General features: G+C 75.6%; 17 protein-coding genes. 7 read left to right on the top strand and 10 right to left on the bottom strand.

The window, feature by feature from the left end:
• The 3 genes from AB0B20_RS21090 to AB0B20_RS21100 are packed head-to-tail and all read right to left on the bottom strand — an operon-like array spanning window position 1 to window position 2,897.
• A complete protein-coding gene (locus AB0B20_RS21090) occupies window positions 1-876 on the bottom strand; it encodes an SDR family NAD(P)-dependent oxidoreductase (protein ID WP_357387305.1) in 876 nt (291 codons plus the stop codon).
• Window positions 873-2,180 carry an NAD(P)-binding domain-containing protein gene (locus AB0B20_RS21095; protein WP_357472672.1) on the bottom strand — a complete coding sequence of 436 codons (1,308 nt, stop codon included), beginning with the start codon at window positions 2,178-2,180 and terminating at the stop codon, window positions 873-875. The genes AB0B20_RS21090 and AB0B20_RS21095 overlap by 4 nt, the downstream gene beginning before the upstream one ends.
• Before the next feature lie 54 nt (window positions 2,181-2,234).
• Window positions 2,235-2,897: a TetR/AcrR family transcriptional regulator gene (locus AB0B20_RS21100; RefSeq protein ID WP_357472675.1), complete on the bottom strand. Its 663-nt coding sequence runs from the start codon at window positions 2,895-2,897 to the stop codon at window positions 2,235-2,237.
• 73 nt (window positions 2,898-2,970) lie between these two features.
• On the opposite strand from AB0B20_RS21100, the gene AB0B20_RS21105 reads away from it, so the two are divergent.
• The 3 genes from AB0B20_RS21105 to AB0B20_RS21115 are packed head-to-tail and all read left to right on the top strand — an operon-like array spanning window position 2,971 to window position 6,158.
• Entirely contained in the window at window positions 2,971-4,323 is a 1,353-nt protein-coding gene (locus AB0B20_RS21105; RefSeq protein ID WP_357387299.1) for an MFS transporter, read from the top strand.
• Window positions 4,324-4,335: 12 nt separating this feature from the next.
• The gene (locus tag AB0B20_RS21110) at window positions 4,336-5,508 is read left to right on the top strand and encodes a hypothetical protein (protein ID WP_357472678.1); all 1,173 of its coding nucleotides are present in this window, start codon (window positions 4,336-4,338) and stop codon (window positions 5,506-5,508) included.
• A gap of 59 nt (window positions 5,509-5,567) precedes the next feature.
• Window positions 5,568-6,158, top strand: coding sequence for a pyridoxamine 5'-phosphate oxidase family protein (locus AB0B20_RS21115; protein WP_357472681.1), 591 nt, complete (start codon window positions 5,568-5,570; stop codon window positions 6,156-6,158).
• A 6-nt stretch (window positions 6,159-6,164) separates the two neighbouring features.
• On the opposite strand, the gene AB0B20_RS21120 is transcribed toward AB0B20_RS21115, so the two are convergent.
• Window positions 6,165-7,646 carry a peptide MFS transporter gene (locus AB0B20_RS21120; protein WP_357472684.1) on the bottom strand — a complete coding sequence of 494 codons (1,482 nt, stop codon included), beginning with the start codon at window positions 7,644-7,646 and terminating at the stop codon, window positions 6,165-6,167.
• Window positions 7,647-7,872: 226 nt separating this feature from the next.
• Between AB0B20_RS21120 and AB0B20_RS21125 the strand changes: the two genes are divergently transcribed.
• Window positions 7,873-8,214, top strand: a complete 342-nt coding sequence (locus AB0B20_RS21125; RefSeq protein WP_007070998.1) for an RNA polymerase-binding protein RbpA — start codon at window positions 7,873-7,875, stop codon at window positions 8,212-8,214.
• A gap of 64 nt (window positions 8,215-8,278) precedes the next feature.
• Here AB0B20_RS21125 and AB0B20_RS21130 read toward each other — a convergent pair whose 3' ends face one another.
• Genes AB0B20_RS21130 through lnt form a run of 3 tightly spaced genes read right to left on the bottom strand, consistent with a single transcriptional unit; the run spans window position 8,279 to window position 11,278 of the window.
• Window positions 8,279-8,806 (bottom strand): FxsA family protein, encoded by a 528-nt coding sequence (locus AB0B20_RS21130; RefSeq protein ID WP_357472687.1) that lies wholly within the window; start codon window positions 8,804-8,806, stop codon window positions 8,279-8,281.
• Between the two features lie 53 nt (window positions 8,807-8,859).
• Window positions 8,860-9,651 carry a polyprenol monophosphomannose synthase gene (locus AB0B20_RS21135; protein ID WP_357472690.1) on the bottom strand — a complete coding sequence of 264 codons (792 nt, stop codon included), beginning with the start codon at window positions 9,649-9,651 and terminating at the stop codon, window positions 8,860-8,862.
• A 22-nt stretch (window positions 9,652-9,673) separates the two neighbouring features.
• Window positions 9,674-11,278, bottom strand: a complete 1,605-nt coding sequence (gene lnt / locus AB0B20_RS21140) for an apolipoprotein N-acyltransferase (protein ID WP_357472693.1) — start codon at window positions 11,276-11,278, stop codon at window positions 9,674-9,676.
• 110 nt (window positions 11,279-11,388) lie between these two features.
• Between lnt and AB0B20_RS21145 the strand changes: the two genes are divergently transcribed.
• The 3 genes from AB0B20_RS21145 to AB0B20_RS21155 all read left to right on the top strand — a co-directional run bounded on the left by AB0B20_RS21145 (window position 11,389) and on the right by AB0B20_RS21155 (window position 16,320).
• Window positions 11,389-14,499: a BTAD domain-containing putative transcriptional regulator gene (locus AB0B20_RS21145; protein WP_357472696.1), complete on the top strand. Its 3,111-nt coding sequence runs from the start codon at window positions 11,389-11,391 to the stop codon at window positions 14,497-14,499.
• Between the two features lie 67 nt (window positions 14,500-14,566).
• Window positions 14,567-15,541, top strand: a complete 975-nt coding sequence (locus AB0B20_RS21150) for an ATP-binding cassette domain-containing protein (RefSeq protein ID WP_357472699.1) — start codon at window positions 14,567-14,569, stop codon at window positions 15,539-15,541.
• Entirely contained in the window at window positions 15,538-16,320 is a 783-nt protein-coding gene (locus tag AB0B20_RS21155; RefSeq protein WP_357472702.1) for an ABC transporter permease, read from the top strand. Before AB0B20_RS21150 ends, AB0B20_RS21155 begins: the two co-directional genes overlap by 4 nt.
• A gap of 418 nt (window positions 16,321-16,738) precedes the next feature.
• Here AB0B20_RS21155 and AB0B20_RS21160 read toward each other — a convergent pair whose 3' ends face one another.
• The 3 genes from AB0B20_RS21160 to AB0B20_RS21170 form a co-directional block, all read right to left on the bottom strand.
• A complete protein-coding gene (locus tag AB0B20_RS21160; RefSeq protein WP_357472832.1) occupies window positions 16,739-18,073 on the bottom strand; it encodes a glutamate mutase L in 1,335 nt (444 codons plus the stop codon).
• Between the two features lie 94 nt (window positions 18,074-18,167).
• Window positions 18,168-18,560: a hotdog domain-containing protein gene (locus AB0B20_RS21165; RefSeq protein ID WP_357384626.1), complete on the bottom strand. Its 393-nt coding sequence runs from the start codon at window positions 18,558-18,560 to the stop codon at window positions 18,168-18,170.
• On the bottom strand, window positions 18,560-19,312 hold the full coding sequence (locus tag AB0B20_RS21170) for an OAM dimerization domain-containing protein (protein ID WP_357384624.1): 753 nt from the start codon (window positions 19,310-19,312) through the stop codon (window positions 18,560-18,562). The genes AB0B20_RS21165 and AB0B20_RS21170 overlap by 1 nt, the downstream gene beginning before the upstream one ends.
• Window positions 19,313-19,345 lie beyond the last annotated feature (33 nt).

Genomic DNA, 19,345 nt, shown 5'->3' on the forward strand with positions numbered 1-19,345 from the left:
CTACCGGCGGTCCTGCCGGTGCCGCCGGACCATCCCCTCGGCCAGCGTCGCGCCGTCCAGGTCACCGGCGGCCAGCCGCCCGGCGACGGTACGGCGCACCATCCGGTCGGCCAGCGCCGGAGCGTGCCGGGCCAGCGCCAGTTCGATCCGGCCGCGCCGGGTGGTGGCCACGTCGCGTGGCGCGCGCCGGGCGGTGGCGGCGCGCAGGATCGCCGCGACGACCCCGTCGACCGGCTCCGGGCGGGAGACCCCGTTCAGCGACAGCCCGGCCGCCACAGTGCTGTCGTGGATCGGGGAGGCGACCATGCTGGGGTAGACGACGCTGACGCCGACGTGCGTGCCGACCTCGTGGCGCAGCGCGTCGGCGTACGCGACGAGCGCCCGCTTGCTCACCCCGTACGCGGCGGCCAGCGGCAGCGGCAGGACTGCCATCCGGCTGGCCACGAAGATCACCCGGCCGCGGGCGGCCTCCAGGGCCGGCATCGCGGCGGCTGTGGTCCGCCAGGCGGCGAGCAGGTTCACCTCGATCTGGCGGCGTACCACCTCGTCAGGTGGCAGCTCGGCGGGCGCGGGCCCGCCCACACCGGCGTTGTTGATGAGCAGGTCGAGCCCGCCGAGCCGGTCGACGGCCGCCGCCACGGCCGGTGGCGTCGCGGCCGGATCGGTCAGGTCGACGCCGAGCACCGGCGGGGTGGCGTCGGGGTCGGCGTGCAGGTCCAGCCCGACCACGTGGGCACCGGCGGCGGTCAGTGCCGCGCCCAGGTGCTGCCCGAACGTGCCCCGGGCGCCGGTGACAAGCACCCGCCGCCCGGCCAGCCCGCGCACCGCGCCGGTTCCGGTCCGCCGCGCCCCGGCGGCCGGGTCCCGGCCGCTCATCGGGCCGCTCCGGCGCGACGCCGACCGGCGGCCAGTTCCCGGCCCAGTTCGGCCAGGTAGACGTCGAAGTCGACGCGCATGTGCGGGCGGCGCTGGCCCCACCGGGCGGTGGCGGCGCGCAGCTCGTCGCGGCAGGCGGCGGCCTGGCGGGCCGGATCCGGTGGCGCCCAGGTGCCGGCCAGGCGCGCGGCCACCAGCCGGGCCTGCGCCTCGACCAGGGGGAACGCCGCGCCGGTGGACTGCATGAGCCCGACGAACGCCAGCCCGGGGGCGTCCAGGTGGAACACGTGCCGGTACAGCGGCAGCCGGTCCGCGCCGTCGCCGAGCAGCGCCGGGTCGAGGAACGGCACCTCGACCCGGTAGCCGGTGCACCAGATCACCAGGTCGACCTCGTCGTGGCGGCCGTCGGTGAACTCGGCCCGGTGGCCGTCGAGGCGGGCGATGCCGGGCCGGGCCTGGATGTCGCCGTGGGTCAGCCGGGACAGCAGCGCGTCGGACAGCGTCGGGTGGTCCTGGAGGAAGCCGTGCGCCGGTGCGGGCAGCCCGTACCTGCTGGGCGGACCGACCGCCGTGGTGATCATGGTCTGGCTGATCCGCTGCCGCAGCCGCCACGGCAGCCGCCGGGCCAGTGCGCCGTTGAGCGTGTCCGAGGGGCGGCCGAGCAGGTACTTCGGCACCACCCACACGCCCCGGCGCAGCGACAGCAGTGTGCGTTCGGCGGCGTACGAGGCGTCGACGGCGATGTCCATGGCGGAGTTGCCGCCGCCGACCACGAGCACCCGGCGTCCGGCGAGCTGTTCGGGCCCCCGGTAGTCGTGGCTGTGCATCTGCTCGGCGGTGCACTCGCCCGGGTACGGCTCGGGTCGCTTCGGCACCCGATTGTGCCCGTTGGCGACCACCACCGCCTCGACGTCGACCTCGACCGGGCCGTCCGGCCCGGTGGCACGTACCCGCCAGCCGTCTCCGGTGCGGGTGACCCGGTCGACTGTGTGCCGCAGCCGTACCGCCTCGCGCAGCCCGAACCGGTCGGCGTAGTCGCCGAGGTAGCCCGCGATCCGGGTGTGGTCGGGGTAGTCCGGCCAGTCGGCGGGCATCGGGTGGTCGGCGAACTCGGTACGCCCCTTGCTGGTGTTCAGGTGCAGCGTGCGGTACGCGGGCGAGCCGGGCGACCCGTACACCCAGAGGCCGCCGAGCGTGTCCGCGGTCTCGAACGCCACCGCCGGGACACCCGCGTCGGCGAGCGCCTTGAGCGTGGCCAGTCCGGCGGCCCCGGCGCCGACGACAGCGACCCTCGGTGTGGCCATGCCCGCCTCCTTAATCCAACGACCGATGGATAATCTCCGGAGCGGGGGCCGGCGTCAAGCCCGGGTGCCGTCCGGGCCGCCCTGGTACAGCGCGTCGAGGAACCGGTGCACGAACGCCCGGAACTCGCGCCGCTCCCGCGCGCCGGACCCGGCCCCGGCGGCCAGCGCCACCACGTGCCCGTGCACCGCCCAGACCAGGGACCGCACCGTCACGTGCGGGGTCGGCTCGGTCAGCGCGCCCGCCTCGGCCGCGGCCAGCAGCAGCTCCTCGACCAGCCCGTACAGCGGCGCGGCGTAGCGGCGGTCCAGTTCGCCGTGCCGCTGCGGCTCCAGCCAGCGGCGCAGCCACAGCGCGGTGGTCTCCGGCCGGTCCTCCAGGAAGTCGACGAACACGTCCACCAGGTCGTGCAGCGCCCGCAGCGCGTCCTGCGGGCCCGCTGCCAGGGCCGCCCGGGCGCGCTCCCCGGCCGCCTCGATCACCTCCCGTTCGGCGCTGAACACCCGGGCGAAGCAGGCGTCGTACAGCTGCGCCTTGGTGCCGGTGTGGTGCGCGACGGTGGCCGCGTCCACGCCCGCGGCGGCGGCGACGTCGCGGACGCTCACCGCGTCGAAGCCCCGCTCGGCGAACAACGCGGTGGCGGCGACGAGCACCAGGTCACGGGTCGGCCGCTGGTCGTCGCGGCGGGGCCGGCCCGGACGGCGGCGAGGCGTGGTCATCCGGCCATTGTTCCCCCTACAATCCAGCAACCGTTGGATTGGGGCCGGCGTGCCCCGAGGACAGGAGACCGCCATGACCGGGCTGGATCAGCGCTCCGACGCGGTCACCCTGCCGCGCGGCCCGCTCGTCGGGTTCGCCACCGGCTCGCTCGGCATGGGCGTCTGGGTCACCGTGCCCGGCCTGCTGCTGCTCTACTTCCTGACCGACGTGCTGGCGGTCGCGCCGTGGCTCGCCGGGCTCACCCTGCTGCTGCCGAAGATCGCCGACGTGCTGCTGCACCCGTGGATCGGGCACCGCTGCGACGTCGAGCAGGCCCGCCGGGGACACCGGCGCCGGCTGCTGCTGGCCGGCTGCGTGCTGCCGCTGGCGTTCGCCGCGCTGTTCGCGGTGCCCGGCGGCCTCACCGGCGCCGCCGCCGCGGGCTGGGTGGCGGTCTTCTTCGTCGCCGGCAACCTGCTGTTCGCCGCCTACCAGGTGCCCTACCTGGCGACCCCGGCGGACCTGCGGATCGGCTACCACGAGCGGACCCGGCTGATGGCGTTCCGGATGGTGGTGCTGACCCTCGGCATCCTCGTCTCCGGGCTCCTCGCGCCGCTGCTGGCCGGTGGCGACGACGCCACCCGGGACGGGTACCTGCTGATGGGCGTGGTGCTGGCGGCCGGGATGCTCGCCGCGATGCTGGTGGGCGTCGCCGGGATCGGCCGGTTGCGCCGTACCGCCGCCGACGCGGTCCCGCCGCACGGCCCGGGCGGGTGGCGGGCACTGGCCGCGAGCCTGCGGGACCGGCAGTTCCGCTGGCTGGTCGGCGCGTACCTGGCCATGTCCACCACCACCCACCTGGTGCTCGCCGGGGTGCCCTACTACGCCGAGTACGAGCTGGGCCGCCCCGGCCTCACCACGGTGCTGGTGGCCGCGTTCGTCGCGCCGGCACTGCTGGTAACCCCGGGCTGGCTGGCGGTGGCGCGGCGGATCGGCAAGCAACGTGCCCTGCTCGCCGGGCAGGCCGCGTTCGCCGCCGGGTCGCTGGTGCTGGCGATCGGCCGTCCGGCCGGGCTGCCGGTGCTGGTGGCCGCCGTGGCGGTGCTCGGGGTGGCGTTCGCCGGCATGCAATTGCTGCCGTTCTCGATGCTGCCCGACGTGATCCGCGCGGCCGGCGGCACCGAGCGGGCCGGCACGTACACCGGGGTGTGGACCGCCACCGAGGCCACCGGCGCGGCGCTGGGCCCCTACGCGTACGCGTTGTGCCTGGCCGCCGGCGGGTTCGTGGCCTCGACCGCCGGGCAGAGCGTGACCCAGTCCCCGGCCGCGCTGGACGCGCTGCGCTACGGCTTCGGGCTGCTGCCCGCCGTCGTGATGGTGGTGGCGGTGCTGCTGCAACGCCGCTACACCCTCGACGGCGCGGCCCGCGCGGACGCCGCCGGATAGACTTCGCCCCCGATGGACGCCGAGCCCGCCACCGACATCCGACCCTGCGCCCACTGCGGACGCGACGTGCCGCAACGTGTCGGCGCGGGCCGTCCGTTCCGCTACTGCCGGGACAACGACGGCGCCTGCCAGCGGGCCGCCCGCAACTCGCGGATGCGCCACCGCAACTCCCCCGGCCTGCCGGGGCAGGTGGCGCGCACCTGGGAGGCGGTGGACCGGCTCGACCAGATCGTGGAGACGCTCACCGAGGCGCTGCACGCCGAACTGTCCCCGGCCGGTGTGGAACGGCAGCTCGCCGAACTGCGCGCGGAGACCGCCACGCAGGTGGCCGCCGCGCACGCCGAACGCGACGAGGCCCGCCGGGAGGCCGAGGACGCCGCCGCGACAGCCGCCCGCGACCGGCAGCAGGCCCGCGCCGCGTACGCCGAACGCGACGCCGCCGCCGACCGCGCCGAGCGGGCGGAGGCCACGGCCTCGGCGGCGGCCGAGCGGGCCGCCGCGGCCGAGGACGCCCGCGACGCCGCCCGCGCCGAGGCGGGCGCGGCGCAGGCCCTGCGGGTGCAGGCCGAACGCGACCGCGACGCGGCCCGGCACGAACTGCGCACGGTACGCACCGAACGCGACGCCGAACGCCGCCGCGCGGGCGAGCTGACCGCCGAGCGGGACGCCGCCCGCGCCGACGCCGAGCGGGCCACCCGATCCGCAGCCGAGGCCCTGGACCGGGCCGAACAGTCCCGTGCCGAGGCCGACCGGGCCCGCGCCGAGACGCAGGCCGCCCAGGGCCGGGCCGCCGAGGCGGACCGTTCCGCCCGGGCCGCGACCGAGCGGGCCGACGCGCAGGCCGCCGCCGCACAGCAGGCCCGGGCCGAGCGGGACCGCGCCGACACTGCGCTGGAACGCGTCCGCGCCGAGGCTTCCGCCGCCGTCGAGCGGGCCCGCGCCGAGACGGCCGGCGCGGTGGAGCAGGCCGCCGCCCGTACCGCCGAGCGGGACGCGCTGGCAGCGGAGCTGGCCGAGGCGCGGCGGGCCGCGAGCGCCGCCGAGGCCCGGGCGGCCGACCTGGCCGCGCGGACGGCGACGATCGAGGCGGACCGGGACGCCGCGCAGCGCCGGGCCGGGCAGCTCGCCGACCAGGTGAGCGATCTGGCGACGGCGCTGGCGCGGCTCGGCACGCGTACCGGCTGAGCGGCCACGGGCTGGGAACGGGGCAGCGCCGCACCCGGCCCGGCGGCGAGGATCAGGGCATGGGAAAGACGTACGAGCGCATCGACGGCCGGCTGCGGGACTTCGTCGAGGCGCAGCCGATGTTCTTCGTGGCCACCGCCCCGCTGTCAGGTGACGGCACCGTCAACCTGTCTCCGAAGGGGCTGCGCGGCTGCTTCGCGGTGCTCGACGAGCACACCGTGGCGTACCTCGACTTCGCCGGCAGCAACGCCGAGACCATCGCCCACCTGCGGGAGAACGGCCGCATCACGCTGATGTGGTGCGCCTTCACCGGCCCGCCGAACATCGTGCGGGTGCACGGGCGCGGCGAGCCGGTGTTCCGCGACGACCCGCGCTGGCCCGACCTGCTGACCCACTTCCCGGACATCGACCCCGGCCCGCACGGCCTGCGGGCGATCATCGTGGTGCACGCCGAGCTGATCCGCGACACATGCGGTTACGCGGTGCCGTTCATGACCTACGACGCCGACCGGGACCTGCACGAGCGCCGGTTCGCCCGGGAGGACGACACGTCGCTGAGCGCGTACTTCGCCGGCAAGGACCACATCGCCACCAGCATCGACGGGCTGCCCGGGCTGCCGCTGCCGCTGCCACCGACCCCGGCGGTGTGAGCCCGGTCAGTGGATGCCGGCCATCAGGTGCCGGATCTGGCGGGTGAACATCACCGCGGCCAGGCCCAGCACCACCGAGGCCAGCCCGAAGGTCAGGAAGTACACCGGCTGGGACCAGGTGCCGGCCAGCCGCGCCACCTGACCGCCGATGGCGTCACCGACCGCGGTGGCCAGGAACCACAGGCCCAGCATCTGGCTGGCGTACTTGACCGGGGCGAGTTTCGTGGTGGCGGACAGGCCGACCGGGCTCAGCGACAGCTCACCGGCGACCTGGATCGCGTACACCGCGACCAGCCACAGCGGTGAGACCAGGTCGCCACCGACTGCTGCCCGCGCGGCGGCGGCCATCAGCACGAACGACAGGCCGTTGAGCACCAGGCCGACGGCGAACTTCGTGGGCGTGGACACCCGGTGGCCGAGTTTGAGCCACAGCGCGGCGGCCAACGACGCGCCGATGATGATCAGGATCGGGTTCACCGACTGCAGCCAGGACGCCGGGAACGTGAACCCGCCCACCGACCGGTCGGTCTGGTCGGCGGCGAAGATGTTCAGCACCGACCCGGCCTGGTCGTAGATGAGCCAGAACGCGGCGGCGAACAGGAACAGCCACACGTACGCCTTCATCCGGCTGCGTTCGGTGGCGCTGATCTCCCGGTCGGTGAGGATCCGCGCGAAGTAGCCGACCGTCACCAGCACCGTCACCACGGTCAGCAGGTTGACCACCGTGTCGACGGTGAACCAGCCGGCCAGCAGCAGCACCAGCAGCACGGCGAGCAGCACGACGCTCGCCACGCCGACGCGGGTCAGCGCGCGCCGCCGGTCCGCGCCGAGCAGCGGGTCCGCGGGGCGGGCACCCGCGTCGCCCAGGTTGCGGCGGCCCAGCACGTACTGGAGCACACCGAAGGTCATGCCGACCGCCGCGGCGCCGAACCCCAGGTGCCAGTTGATCTTCTCGCCGAGGAAGCCGGTGATCAGCGGGGCGATGAACGCGCCCAGGTTGATGCCCATGTAGAAGATGGAGAACCCGGCGTCGCGGCGCGGCGAGTCCCGCTCGTACAGGTCGCCGACCATGGTGGAGATGTTCGGCTTGAGCAGGCCGGTGCCGGCCACGATCAGCGCCATGCCGGCGAACACGCTCCACCCGGTCGGGATCGCCATCACGTAGTGGCCGGCGGCGATCACCACGCCGCCCCAGAGCACGCTGCGGCGCGCGCCGATCAGCCGGTCGGCGACCCAGCCGCCGGGCAGCGCCATCAGGTAGACCATGGCGTTGTAGGTGCCGTACACGGCGTTGGCGCTGGACTCGCCGAGGTCCAGGCCGCCGTCGGCGACCGCGGCGGTCAGGTACAGCACCAGGATCGCCCGCATGCCGTAGAAGCTGAACCGCTCCCACATCTCGGTGAGGAAGAGCGTGGACAGCGCGCGGGGATGACCGAAGAAGGTCTTCCCGGCGGGCGGTCGAGCCCCGACCGGCGCGTCACTGCTCATCGTCACCTCCGGCACGCAAACAGGTGGGTAACATCCCCGTTGGCAGGCGAAACACTCCACCGATTCGGCCCGGCCGGGGACGACCCCGCCGGGCAGCTGTCATGGCCGGTTACCCTTGACACTCCCGACCCGCGTACGGCCCTGCCGCCGTGGGCCCGGGGAATGGGCGAGCGGTCACCGGCCGTTACACCCGAAGACCAGCACCACGAACGAGGGGAAGTCGATCATGGGCGAGCGCATGCTGCGCGGTAGCCGGCTGGGCGCGGTCAGCTACGAGTCCGACCGCAACACGGAGCTCGCGCCACGCCAGACCCGCGAGTACCTCTGCGCCAAGGGCCACCAGTTCGAGGTGCCGTTCGCCGTCGACGCCGAGGTCCCCACGACCTGGGAGTGCAAGTTCGACGGCAGCGTCGCCCGCCTGGTCGACGGCACCGAGCCGGAGCAGAAGAAGGCCAAGCCGCCGCGTACCCACTGGGACATGCTGCTGGAGCGGCGCTCGATCGCCGAGCTGGAGGACATCCTCGCCGAACGGCTCCAGGAGGTCCGTACCCGCCGCGGTCGTGCCTGACCGTCCGTAACGCGCGGAAACGCCCCCGGGATCACCCGGGGGCGTTTCGCTGTCTCCACGCGCCTCAGCGGTCGACGATCTCACCCTCGATGGCCTTGCCCGGGTCGATGACCGGCTGCGGCGACGGCGACGAGGCCGGGGCGGGCTCCGGGGCCGGCTGCGGCGCACCCCGGTACACACGCACCCGGCGCGGCCCGAACAGGTCACCGGCGACCATCGACGACACCCGCCGCTCGGTGGCCCGGCGCACCCCGCCGCCGGCCAGCCGGCGCAGCGGCGGCACCAGCAACAGCAGCCCCACCACACCGCTGAACAGGCCCGGCAGCGCCAGCAGCAACGCACCCAGCAGGCCGATCAGCCCGTCGGTCACCTCGGGGCCCGGCGGCCGGCCGGCCTGAGCCGCGGCGCGGAAGCCGCGCCACGCCCGCATGCCCTCGCGGCGCAGCAGCACCAGGCCCAGCAGGGACGCCCCGAACACCAGCAGCACCGCCACACCGAACCCGACGGCCCGGCCGACCAGCACGAAAACGGTCAGCTCCAGCAACGCGAGCAGCAGCAGGGCCGGTGGTACGAACTTCAGTCCTCGGCGCATCTCACCTCATCCGACCGGGGTCATCACGCCCGTCAAGCATGACACGCCCTCGCTCAAGGCCAGCGCGCGAGCGCATCCGGGCGCGACGGCGTGGCCGCCAGGCGGTCCCGCACGCCCCAACGGGTGACCCGCCACAGCGCCTCCGCCACGATCAGCGGGCTCATCTTGCTGTCGCCGTGTTCCCGCTCGGCGAACGTGATGGGCACCTCCACGATCCGCACCCCGGCCCGGTGCGCCAGCCGCGACAGCTCCACCTGGAACGCGTACCCCTGGGACCGCACCGAGTCCAGGTCGATCGCGTCCAGCGCGCTGGACCGGTACACCCGGTAGCCGCCGGTGGCGTCGCTGACCGGCATGCCCAGCGCCAGCCGCGCGTACAGGTTGCCGGCCCGGGACAGCAGCAGCCGCCGCCACGGCCAGTTCAGCACCCGCGCGCCCCGGGTCCACCGGGAGCCGATCACCACGTCGGCGTCGCGGGCGGCGTGCAGCAGCGCCGGCAGGTCCTCCGGGGCGTGCGAGCCGTCGGCGTCCATCTCCACCACCGCGTCGTAGCCGCGTGCGCGCGCCCAGGCGAACCCGGCCAGGTAGGCCGCGCCGAGCCCTTCCTTGCCGGCCCGGTGCAGCACGTGCACCCGCGGGTCGCCGCCGGCGATCCTGTCGGCGATCGCGCCGGTGCCGTCGGGGCTGTTGTCGTCGGCGACGAGGACGTCCACCGCCGGCGCCGCCTCGCGTACCCGGGCGACGATGCGCCCGACGTTGCCGGCCTCGTTGTAGGTGGGGATGACCACCAGGACCCGTCCCACCCCGGGATGCCCGACCGTCCGCCTGTCGGCTGCCACGCCCACCGTCGCACCGCCTCTCGTCGGCTCAGCCGGGAGCGACCTCCCGGCGCCGGCGCAGCACCGCCGCGCCGGCCAGGGCCGCGACCGCCAGCGCCGTCAGCGCCACCTCCGGCCACACTCCGGCCGTGGTCGCCGGGGTACGCCCGTCGCCGAGTTCCATCTGCCGCACCACCACAGCGGCGGTGTTGAACCCGGTCGCACCGTCTACCCGCCCGTCCGGGGAAACGAACCCGGACACCCCGACCGTGGAGGCCATCAACGCGGCCCGGCCGTGCTCCACGGCCCGCAGCCGCACCATGGCCAACTGCTGGCGGGCCTCGGCCACGTCGAACGTGGCGTTGTTCGTCTGCACCACCAGCAGCTGCGCGCCGCCGGTGACCGTGTCGCGGACGAGGCCGTCGTAGGCGACCTCGAAGCAGATCACGTCGCCGAGCACGGCCGGGCCGGTGTTCAGCACGCCGGGACGGTCACCGGCGACGAAATCGGACCGGACCCGGTCGACCTGGGAACTGACCTTGCGGGCGATGGACCGCAACGGCACGTACTCGGCGAACGGCACCGGATGCCGCTTCGTGTACACCTGGTCCAGATCCGGGCCGGTTCCCGGCCGCCACAGCAGCCCCGCGTTGCGCACCTCACCCTGGCCGGGACCGACCAGCACCGCGCCGACCAGGATCGGCGCGCCGATCGCGTCGGCCGCCCGGGAGATCCGCTCCCCCGCGCCCGGGTTGCGCAACGGGTCGATGTCGCTGGAGTTCTCCGGCCACACCACCACGTCGGGGCGGTCCTGCCCGCCCTCGGCGACCCGCCGCGCCAGCTCCAGCGTCGCGTCGACGTGGTTGTTCAGCACCGCCTGCCGCTGCGCGTTGAAGTCCAGCCCGAGGCGCGGCACGTTGCCCTGCACGATGGCGACGGTGACGGTGTCGCCCGCGCCGCGTACCCCCGTCGGCACGGCCGTGCCGGCGGCGAGCAGCGCCACCAGCGCGGCGGTGAGCCCGGCCACCGGCCGCCACTGCCCGGGCGCGCGCCGCCAGTCCCGCCACGCGGCGGTGACCAGCAGCCCACCGGCGACCGCGACGGCGAACGTGACCAGCGGGGCGCCGCCGAGCGCGGCCAGCTTCAACAGCGGCGAGGTGTCCTGGCTGAACGCCAGCCGCCCCCACGGGAACCCGCCGAACGGGGTGCGGTCACGCAGCGCCTCCTGCCCCACCCACAGCACACCGGTGAGCAACGGCCACGCCGCCCGGTGCCGGTCGGCGAGCGGCGACACCCACGCGGCGGCGGCGCCCAGCAGCGCCAGATAGGCGGCCTGCAGCAGCGACAGCAGCGCCCACGGCAGGTAACCGGTGTGCAGGTTGGTCCACTCCAGCAGCGGCGCGAACAACGCCACCCCGGTCAGGAAGCCCAGCCCGGCGCCGGCGCGCAGCCGCCGCCGGTGCACCGCGGCGGCCAGCAACGCCACACCGACCGGCGCCAGGGGCCACCACCCGTACTGCGGGAACGCCAGCAGCAGCGCCACCCCGGCCAGCACGGCGGTCGGCACGGCGAGCGTCAGCGGCAGGGGACGCGTGCCGCCGTCACCGGGTGCCCCGTCGGTGGCACGCGGCTGTTCCCGGTCCAGCGTCGTCACCGGCATCTCCCCACGATCACGGGCCGAAGGCTACCCGCCCGGACCGTCGCGGGACCGAACCGGTGTGGGGCGTGCCACCGCCCGCGCGCGGACAGGCGACAATCGGGCGCATGCGGTTCGGTGTGCTCGGCGCGACCCAGGCGTACGCCGCCGACGGCAGCGTGCTGCCCGTCACCGGCGGGCGGCTGCGCGCGCTGCTGGTGCTGCTCCTGCTCGACGCCGGCCGCACCGTGGCGCCGCAGCGCCTCGTCGACGGCGTGTACGGCGACCGGCCGCCCGGGCAGGCCGCGAACGCGTTGCAGTCGCAGGTGTCGCGGCTGCGCCGGCTGCTGCCCGGCGTGCCCGTCGAGTTCGGCCCGGCCGGCTACCGGCTGGCGATCGATCCGCAGCGGGTCGACGTGCACCGGTTCACCGGCCTGGCCGGGGCCGGGCGGGCCGCGCTGGCCGCCGGTGATCCGGCCGGCGCGGTGGCGCTGCTGCGCGACGCGCTGGCCCTGTGGCGCGGCGAACCCCTCGCGGACGTGACGGACGCGCCGTTCGCCGGCGTGGAGGCGGCCCGGCTGCGGGCGGCCCGACTGGCCGCGGTCGAGGACCGCGTGGAGGCGGAACTGGCGCTGGCGCCGGCCGCCGAGCCGCTGATCGCCGAGCTGCGGGACCTGGTGGCGGCGCATCCGCTGCGGGAACGGCTGCACGGGCTGCTGATGCGTGCCCTGCACGGCGCCGGTCGCCGCGCCGAGGCGCTCGCCGTCTACGCCGACGCCCGCCGGGTGCTGGCCGAGGAGCTGGGCACCGACCCGTCGGCGGAGCTGGCCGCGCTGCACACGGCGCTGCTGCGCGACGACGCCGCGCCGCCCGCCCGGCTGCCGAGCCCGCTGACCAGCTTCGTCGGCCGGGACGGGGAACTGCGGCGCGTCGGGGAGCTGCTCGGCGCGGCCCGGCTGGTCACCCTGCACGGGCCGGGCGGCGCCGGCAAGACCCGGCTGGCCACCACAGTCGCGTCCGGCCACGACGGGCCGGTGTGCCTGGTGGAGCTGGCCGGTGTGGCGCCCGGCGCGCCGGTCGCGCCCGCGGTGCTGGCCGCGCTGGACCTGCGCGACGCCGGCCTGCGCACGCCCGGCGGACCGGCCGACCTGACCGCCCGGCTGGTGGCGGCGCTGGCCGACCGGCGGCTGCTGCTGGTGCTGGACAACTGCGAACACGTGATCGACGACGCGGCCCGCCTGACCGGCCGGCTGCTCGCCGCCGCGCCGGGGCTGCAGGTGCTCGCCACCAGCCGGGAGCCGCTGGGCCTCACCGGTGAGGCGCTGTGCCCGGTCGGCGGGCTGCCCGCGCCGGACGGGCCGGCCGCACCGGAGGCCGCCGCCGGGTACCCGGCGGTGCGGCTGTTCACCGACCGGGCCGCCGACGTGTCGCCCGGGTTCGGTCTCGATGCCGCCACCACCCCGGCGGTGCTGCGGATCTGCCGTACCCTCGACGGGCTGCCGCTGGCCCTGGAGCTGGCCGCGGCGCGGCTGCGGGCCCTGCCGGTGACGCAGGTCGCGGCCCGCCTGGACGACCGGTTCCGGCTGCTGCGCCGCGGCGACCGCACCGCGGCTCCCCGGCACCGCACGCTGGAGGCGGTCGTGGGGTGGAGCTGGGATCTGCTCGACGAGCCGGAGCGGCGGCTGGCCGCCCGGATGAGCGTGTTCGCCGGTGCCGCCGACCTGGGCGCCGTGCAGGCGGTGTGCGCGCCGGACAGCGGGGACGTCCTGGACGTGCTCACCGGCCTGGTGGACAAGTCGCTGGTGGAGGCCACCGGCGGCCGCTACCGGATGCTGGAGACGATCCGCGAGTTCGCGGCGGCCCGGCTCGCCGAGCGCGGCGACACCGCGCGGATGCGGGCCGCGCACGCCGCGTACTTCCTGGATCTGGCGCGGGCCGGCGACGCGGCGCTGCGCGGCGGCGGCCAGGACCGGTGGCTGCGCCGCCTCGACGCCGCCCGCGACGACCTGCACGCGGCGCTGCGGCGCGCTGACACCGCGACCGGGTTGCGGCTGGTCGCGGCGCTGGCATTCTACTGGTGGCTGCGGGGCCTGCGCGGGGAGGGCGCGGCGCTCGCCCGGCGACTGGTCGGCCGGCTCGACGGCCCGCCCGACGGCCTGGCCGAGGAGTACGCGCTGGCCCTGCTGATCGCCACGCTCGCCGGTGGTGGCGAACGCGGCGAGGTCGACGCCGCGTCGCGGATCCTGTGGACCCTGGCCCGGCCGCCCCGGTATCCGTTCCTGCTGTACCTGTCCGGCATGGCCAGCGGTCCGCCGTCGCCGGAGGACGCGGCGGCGCTGCACGAGCAGGCCGTCCGGGACCGGCTGCTCGGCGCCGACCCGTGGAGCCGGGCGCTGGGCATGCTGGGCACCGCGATGGTCAGCCTGCTGCACGGCCGTCACGCCCAGGCCCACGCCGACCTGGACGGCGCGCTGGCCGGTTTCCGGGCCCTCGACGACCGCTGGGGCATGATCGTGACGCTGTCCACCGTCGCCGAGGCCGCCTACCGCACCGGCGACGTCGCGGCGGCGGCAGCCCCGATGGCGGAGGCGCTGGACCTGGCCGGGCAGCTCGGCTCCACACTGGACCTGGCGGAACTGCTGCGGACCCGCGCCGACGGGCGGCTGGACGCCGGTGACCTGACCGGCGCGGCCGAGGACTACCGGCGGGTGCGGCGCATCGCCGGGCCGGCCGGCGCGCCGGAACTGGTCGCCGCCGCGTACCTGGGTCTCGGCGAGATCGCCCGCCGCGACGGCGACCCGCGGGAGGCGCGGACGCTGTGCGAGCGGGCGGTGGCGGAGTGCCCGTCGGGCTGGTTCGGCGCCGATGTGGTGCGGCTCGCGGCACTGGTGACGCTCGGGCAGCTCGCCGACGCCACCGGCGACCCGGCTGCGGCCCGCGTCCACTACCGGCAGGTCCTCACCGCCGGCGTCGGGGTGTGGGACGTGCCGGTGGTGGCCGCGGCGGCCGACGGGCTGGCCCGGCCGCTGCTGCGCGACGGCGACCACGAGACGGCGGCCCGGCTGCTGGGCGCGGCGGCGGCGCTGCTGGCGGGCACCGGCGCGGCAGGCGCCCCGGCCGGCACGCCGACCGCTGTCGCGCTGCGGGAACACCTCGGTGAGGCGGCCTTCACCACCGCGTACACCCATGGTGCGGGCCTGCCCCGGCAACGGGCGCTGGCGCTGCTCGACGGCCGCTGACCGGCGCGACACGGCCCGGTGCGCGCGCGGTACGCGCCCGGTCAGCGCCGCCGGTGACGCTGACGCCATGACCGACGACGCGACGGCCGTGCTGGCCGACGGGATACGAAAGACGTACGGACGCACCACCGCCCTGGACGGCTTCGACCTGGCCGTGCCGGCCGGCACCGTGTACGGGGTGCTCGGCCCCAACGGGGCGGGCAAGACCACGGCGGTGCGGATCCTCACCACGCTGCTGCGTTTCGACGCCGGCCGGGCCCGGGTGGCCGGGTACGACGTCGCCGCCGACCCGGACCGGGTCCGTGAGGCGATCAGCCTGACCGGCCAGTACGCGGCGGTCGACGAGGTGCTCAGCGGACGGCAGAACCTGGTGCTGTTCGCCCGGCTACGGCGGTTGTCCGCGCGCCGGGCCCGCCGCCGCGCCGACGAGTTGCTGGACCGGTTCGGCCTCACCGAGGCGGCGGACCGGTCGGCGGGCGGCTACTCCGGTGGGATGCGCCGCCGTCTGGACCTCGCGGCCAGCCTGGTGGTGCCACCACGCGTGCTGTTCCTCGACGAGCCGACCACCGGCCTGGATCCGCGCAGCCGCAACGGCCTGTGGACGGCGGTGCGGGAACTGGTCGCCGACGGCACCACGGTGCTGCTGACCACCCAGTACCTGCAGGAGGCCGACCACCTCGCCGACCGGGTGTGCGTCATCGACACCGGCCGGGTCGTGGCCGAGGGCACCCCGGAGGCGTTGAAGGCGCGCATCGGCGCCGACCGGCTGGAACTGGTCGTCCGCGACGCGGCGGACCTGCCGACGGCGGCGGCCGTGGTGGAACGCGCCACCGGCGTGACCGCGACAGTGGACGCCGAGCTGCGACGCGTGGACGCGCCGGTGGCCGACCGGATCGCCGTGCTCAGCGCCGTGCTGCGGGCCCTCGACGACACCGGCATCGCCGTGGACGACGTGCTGGTGCGCCGTCCCACGCTGGACGAGGCGTTCCTGCGGCTCACCGGCGTTCCCACCGACAGCCGGCGAGTGGGGGTGGCGTCGTGAGGGCCCTGACCGACGGGTGGCTGATGGCCGGGCGGAACATGCGCCACGTCGTCCGCGCCCCGGAGGAGATCATCCTCTACTTCACCCTGCCGATCATGTTCGTGCTGGTGTTCGGCTACGTGTTCGGCAGCGGTATGACCGTGCCGGGCGACGGCAGCTACCGGGAGTTCCTGCTGCCGGGTGTGTTCGTCATGACGATGCTCTACGGCCTCGGCGCGACCGCGTCGGCGGTCGCTGTGGACGCCGGCCGGGGCGTGGTGGACCGGTTCCGGTCGCTGCCGATGGCCCGTTCGGCGCTGCTGTCCGGCCGGGCGAGCGCCGACCTGGCACGGGCGTGCCTGGAGATGACCACCCTGGTCGTGTGCGGGCTGCTGGTGGGCTGGCAGTGGCGCGACGGCGTCGGCCGGGCACTGGCGGCGGTGGCGCTGATCCTGCTGCTGCGCGTCGCGCTGACCTGGGTGGGCATCCTGTTCGGGCTGCTCGTGCCGAACCCGGACACGGTCGCGGTGGTGGTGTTCCCGCTGGCGTTCCCGCTCACCGCGCTGTCGAACGTGTTCGTGGCACCGGAGCTGATGCCGCACTGGCTGGGCGCGATCGCCGCCTGGAACCCGCTGTCGGCGACCGTCGCGGCGGCCCGGGACCTGTTCGGCAACCCGGGCCTGGGCGGGGACACGTGGCCGGCCCGGCACGCGCTGGAACTGGCGATCGCCTGGCCGCTGGCGCTGATCGCGGTGGCCGCCCCGGCTGCGGTGCGCCGCTACCGGCGGCTGGGCCGCTGACACGGGGGGACATCGGGGCGATGAAATCGGGGCGCGGCCGAAGCCGCGCCCCGATGCTCCCAGGCCCTTCCCGGCCGGTGGGGCGAAGACGATCGGCGCCGACCTTCGGACCGACCCGACGTGGACTGGCTGCCCCCGCCTGGCCGTTGTCTACTGGCCGTGCCTCTCACCCTGCCCGTACACCGGTAACCGCGGCCGGTTCGCGCCGCCCCGCCGACCCCCGCCCGCTGGACCTGGCCGCCGCAACCTTCCGGTCGCTCGGCCAGCGGACGAAGGGACGAAGCGAACAACAGCCGCTTCCCGTGGTAGGACTCAAAGACGGTACGGCGTAGACCCCCGCCGCTGTCAACCCACCCGGGCCTGTCGTGTGTTGCGACACGGCGTGTCGCGTCGGCGCGTCTCGATTCCCGAGCCCGGTTCAGGCGCCCAGATGGTGCCGCAGCACCGCCGCCGCCGCACCCGGATGCTCCTCGGCGAGCAGCCCCGCGGCGGCCAGTACGTAGTCCACGTCGACGACCGGCCGGGCCGCCCGCGGCAACGCCCACCCGCCGGCATGGTCGGTGAGCACCGCGTCGAGCACCGCCGCCGCGTCACCCGGATCGGCGTGCCGCAGCACCCCACCGGAGCCGACGAGCAGCTTCACCTCCCGCAGGTCCCGCCCGGCCCGCTCCCCCGTCGCCGCACCCCGCGCGTGCCGCCGCAACGCCACGGTCGCGGCCAGCGCGGCGATACGCCGGTCCACGGCCCGCTCGCCGTCACCGGCGGGCAGGAACCCCGGGTCGGCGGCCCGGACCGCCGCCGCTGCCGCCAGCTCCGCCTCGTCGGCCGGGTCGAGCAGCCGCTCCTCGACCGCCGCGCGCACCACACCCGGCGCGCTCCACCGCATGCCCAGGTCCCCCTCGACGGTGCGGGCCCGCCACAGCGTCCCGGCGACCTCCTGACTCGGGCCGCTGTCCCGCTCGTCGGGGGTGAGCACCGAGTACACGTCGGTGGTCGCCCCACCCACGTCCACCACCGCGAGGTCACCGCCGAGCGTGCCGGCGAGGACCTCCACGCCGGTCAGCACCGCGTCCGGGGTGGCGGCGCGGACCAGCCGCGCGAACCGCGTACCCCGGGACAGCTTCTTGCCGCCGATGACGTGCCGCAGGAACACCTCCCGGATCGCCGCCCGCGCCGACGCCGGCTCCAGCACCCCGATGCGCGGCAGCACGTTGCCCGCCGCCGTCACCGGCACCCCCGCGCCCGCCAGCAGCGCGCACAGGTCGTCCCGCACGTCGACGTTGCCCGCGAGGACCACCGGCACCCGGAAACGGGCCTTCGCCAGCCGCGTCGCGTTGTGGGTGACCGTCTCGGCGTCCCCGCCGTCGGTGCCACCCACCAGCAGCACCACGTCCGGGCGGGCCGCCCGCAACGCCGCCACGTCCGCGCCCGACATCCGGCCCGCCGCCACGTGCACCACGTTCGCGCCCGCCGACAGACCGACCCGCCGGCCCGCCTGAGCGGTGACGAGGGGCTCGTAACCCACCACCGCGAGGCGCAGCCCACCCCCGGCCGACGAACACACGTACCAGGGCACCTCAGCGACCCCGGCCGACGCGGTGGCCGCGCCGACCGCGGCGTCCAGGCCGTGCAGCACGTCAGTGCCCACCGTGGTGGGCGCCGACGCCGCCGCGACCAGCCGGCCGCCGTCGAGGTCCACCACCGCGGCCTTCGTGTACGTCGACCCGACGTCGGCGCAGACGACGACGCTCACGCCCGGCCGCCCTTCGTTCTCGCTCCTCGCGCTCACGCTGGGCCGTCCTTCGTTCGCGACTGCGGGGCTCGCAACCCCGGCTCGCTCCTCGCGCTCACGCCGACGCTGGCACGACCACCGTGCCGGTCGCGGTGACCGCCACGATCGGCTCGTCGAGCACCTCGGCGGCCGACTCGCCCCTGTCCGGGCGGCCCCGGCACACCACAGTCGCGGCGAAGTCGATGGTGCGGCTGCGGGTGCCCACCCGGGTCACCGTCGCGGTCACCTCCAGCACGTCACCGGCCTTCATCGGCGCCCGGAACTGCACGTCGGCGTACGAGGCGAACAATCCCTCGTCACCGTCGGTGCGGATGCACACCTCGGTCGCCACGTCACCGAACAACCCCAGCGCGTACGCCCCGTCGACCAGGTTGCCCGCGTAGTGGGCGTGGGAGTACGGCACATACCGGCGGTGGACGACGGTAAGACCGACACGGGAATCGCTCATCAGGTGTTCGCCTTCCTGGAGGTGATCAGGGCATGCACGAGGTAACTGGCGACCTCACCCGGGGTGGTGCCACGGCCGAAGATCCGGTCCACGCCCAGCTCACCGGTCATCGTCTCGTCGAAGCGCGGCCCGCCGACGATCAGCAGCGGCCGGCGGCCGGCCGGCATCGCCTCCCGGAACGCCGCCGACATCTCCCGCGTGTTGTGCAGGTGCGCGTCGCGCTGCGTCACCACCTGCGACACCAGCACCGCGTCCGCCTTCTCCCGCCGGGCCGCCTCGACCAACTCCGGCACACTCACCTGCGCGCCGAGGTTCGTGACCTTCAGCTCCCGGTAGTACTCAAGGCCCTTCTCGCCGGCGATGCCCTTGACGTTGAGGATCGCGTCGATGCCCACGGTGTGCGCGTCGGTGCCGATGCAGGCGCCCACCACCGACAGCTTGCGGCGCAGCCGCCGCTTCACCACCGCGTTGACCTCCTTGGCCGACAGCAGCGGATAGTCACGCTCCACCACCTGCACCTTCGCCAGGTCCACCAGGTGGTTCACCCGCCCGTACACCACGAAGAACGTGAACCCGTCGCCGATCGGCTTGGCGTGCACCAGCATCGCCGGGTCCATGCCCATCTTGTTCGCGAGCTGCACCGCCGCGCCCTCGGCCCGCTTGTCGTGCGGCACCGGCAACGTGAACGACACCTGCACCATGCCGTCACCTGTGGTGTCCCCGTACGGCCGCACGACCGTCTTCTCGCTCATGCTGTGCTGGCCGGGCATGGCCTCACGGCCCTC

It is taken from the genome of Micromonospora sp. NPDC049151 (genome assembly GCF_040648395.1).
GTDB lineage: Bacteria > Actinomycetota > Actinomycetes > Mycobacteriales > Micromonosporaceae > Micromonospora.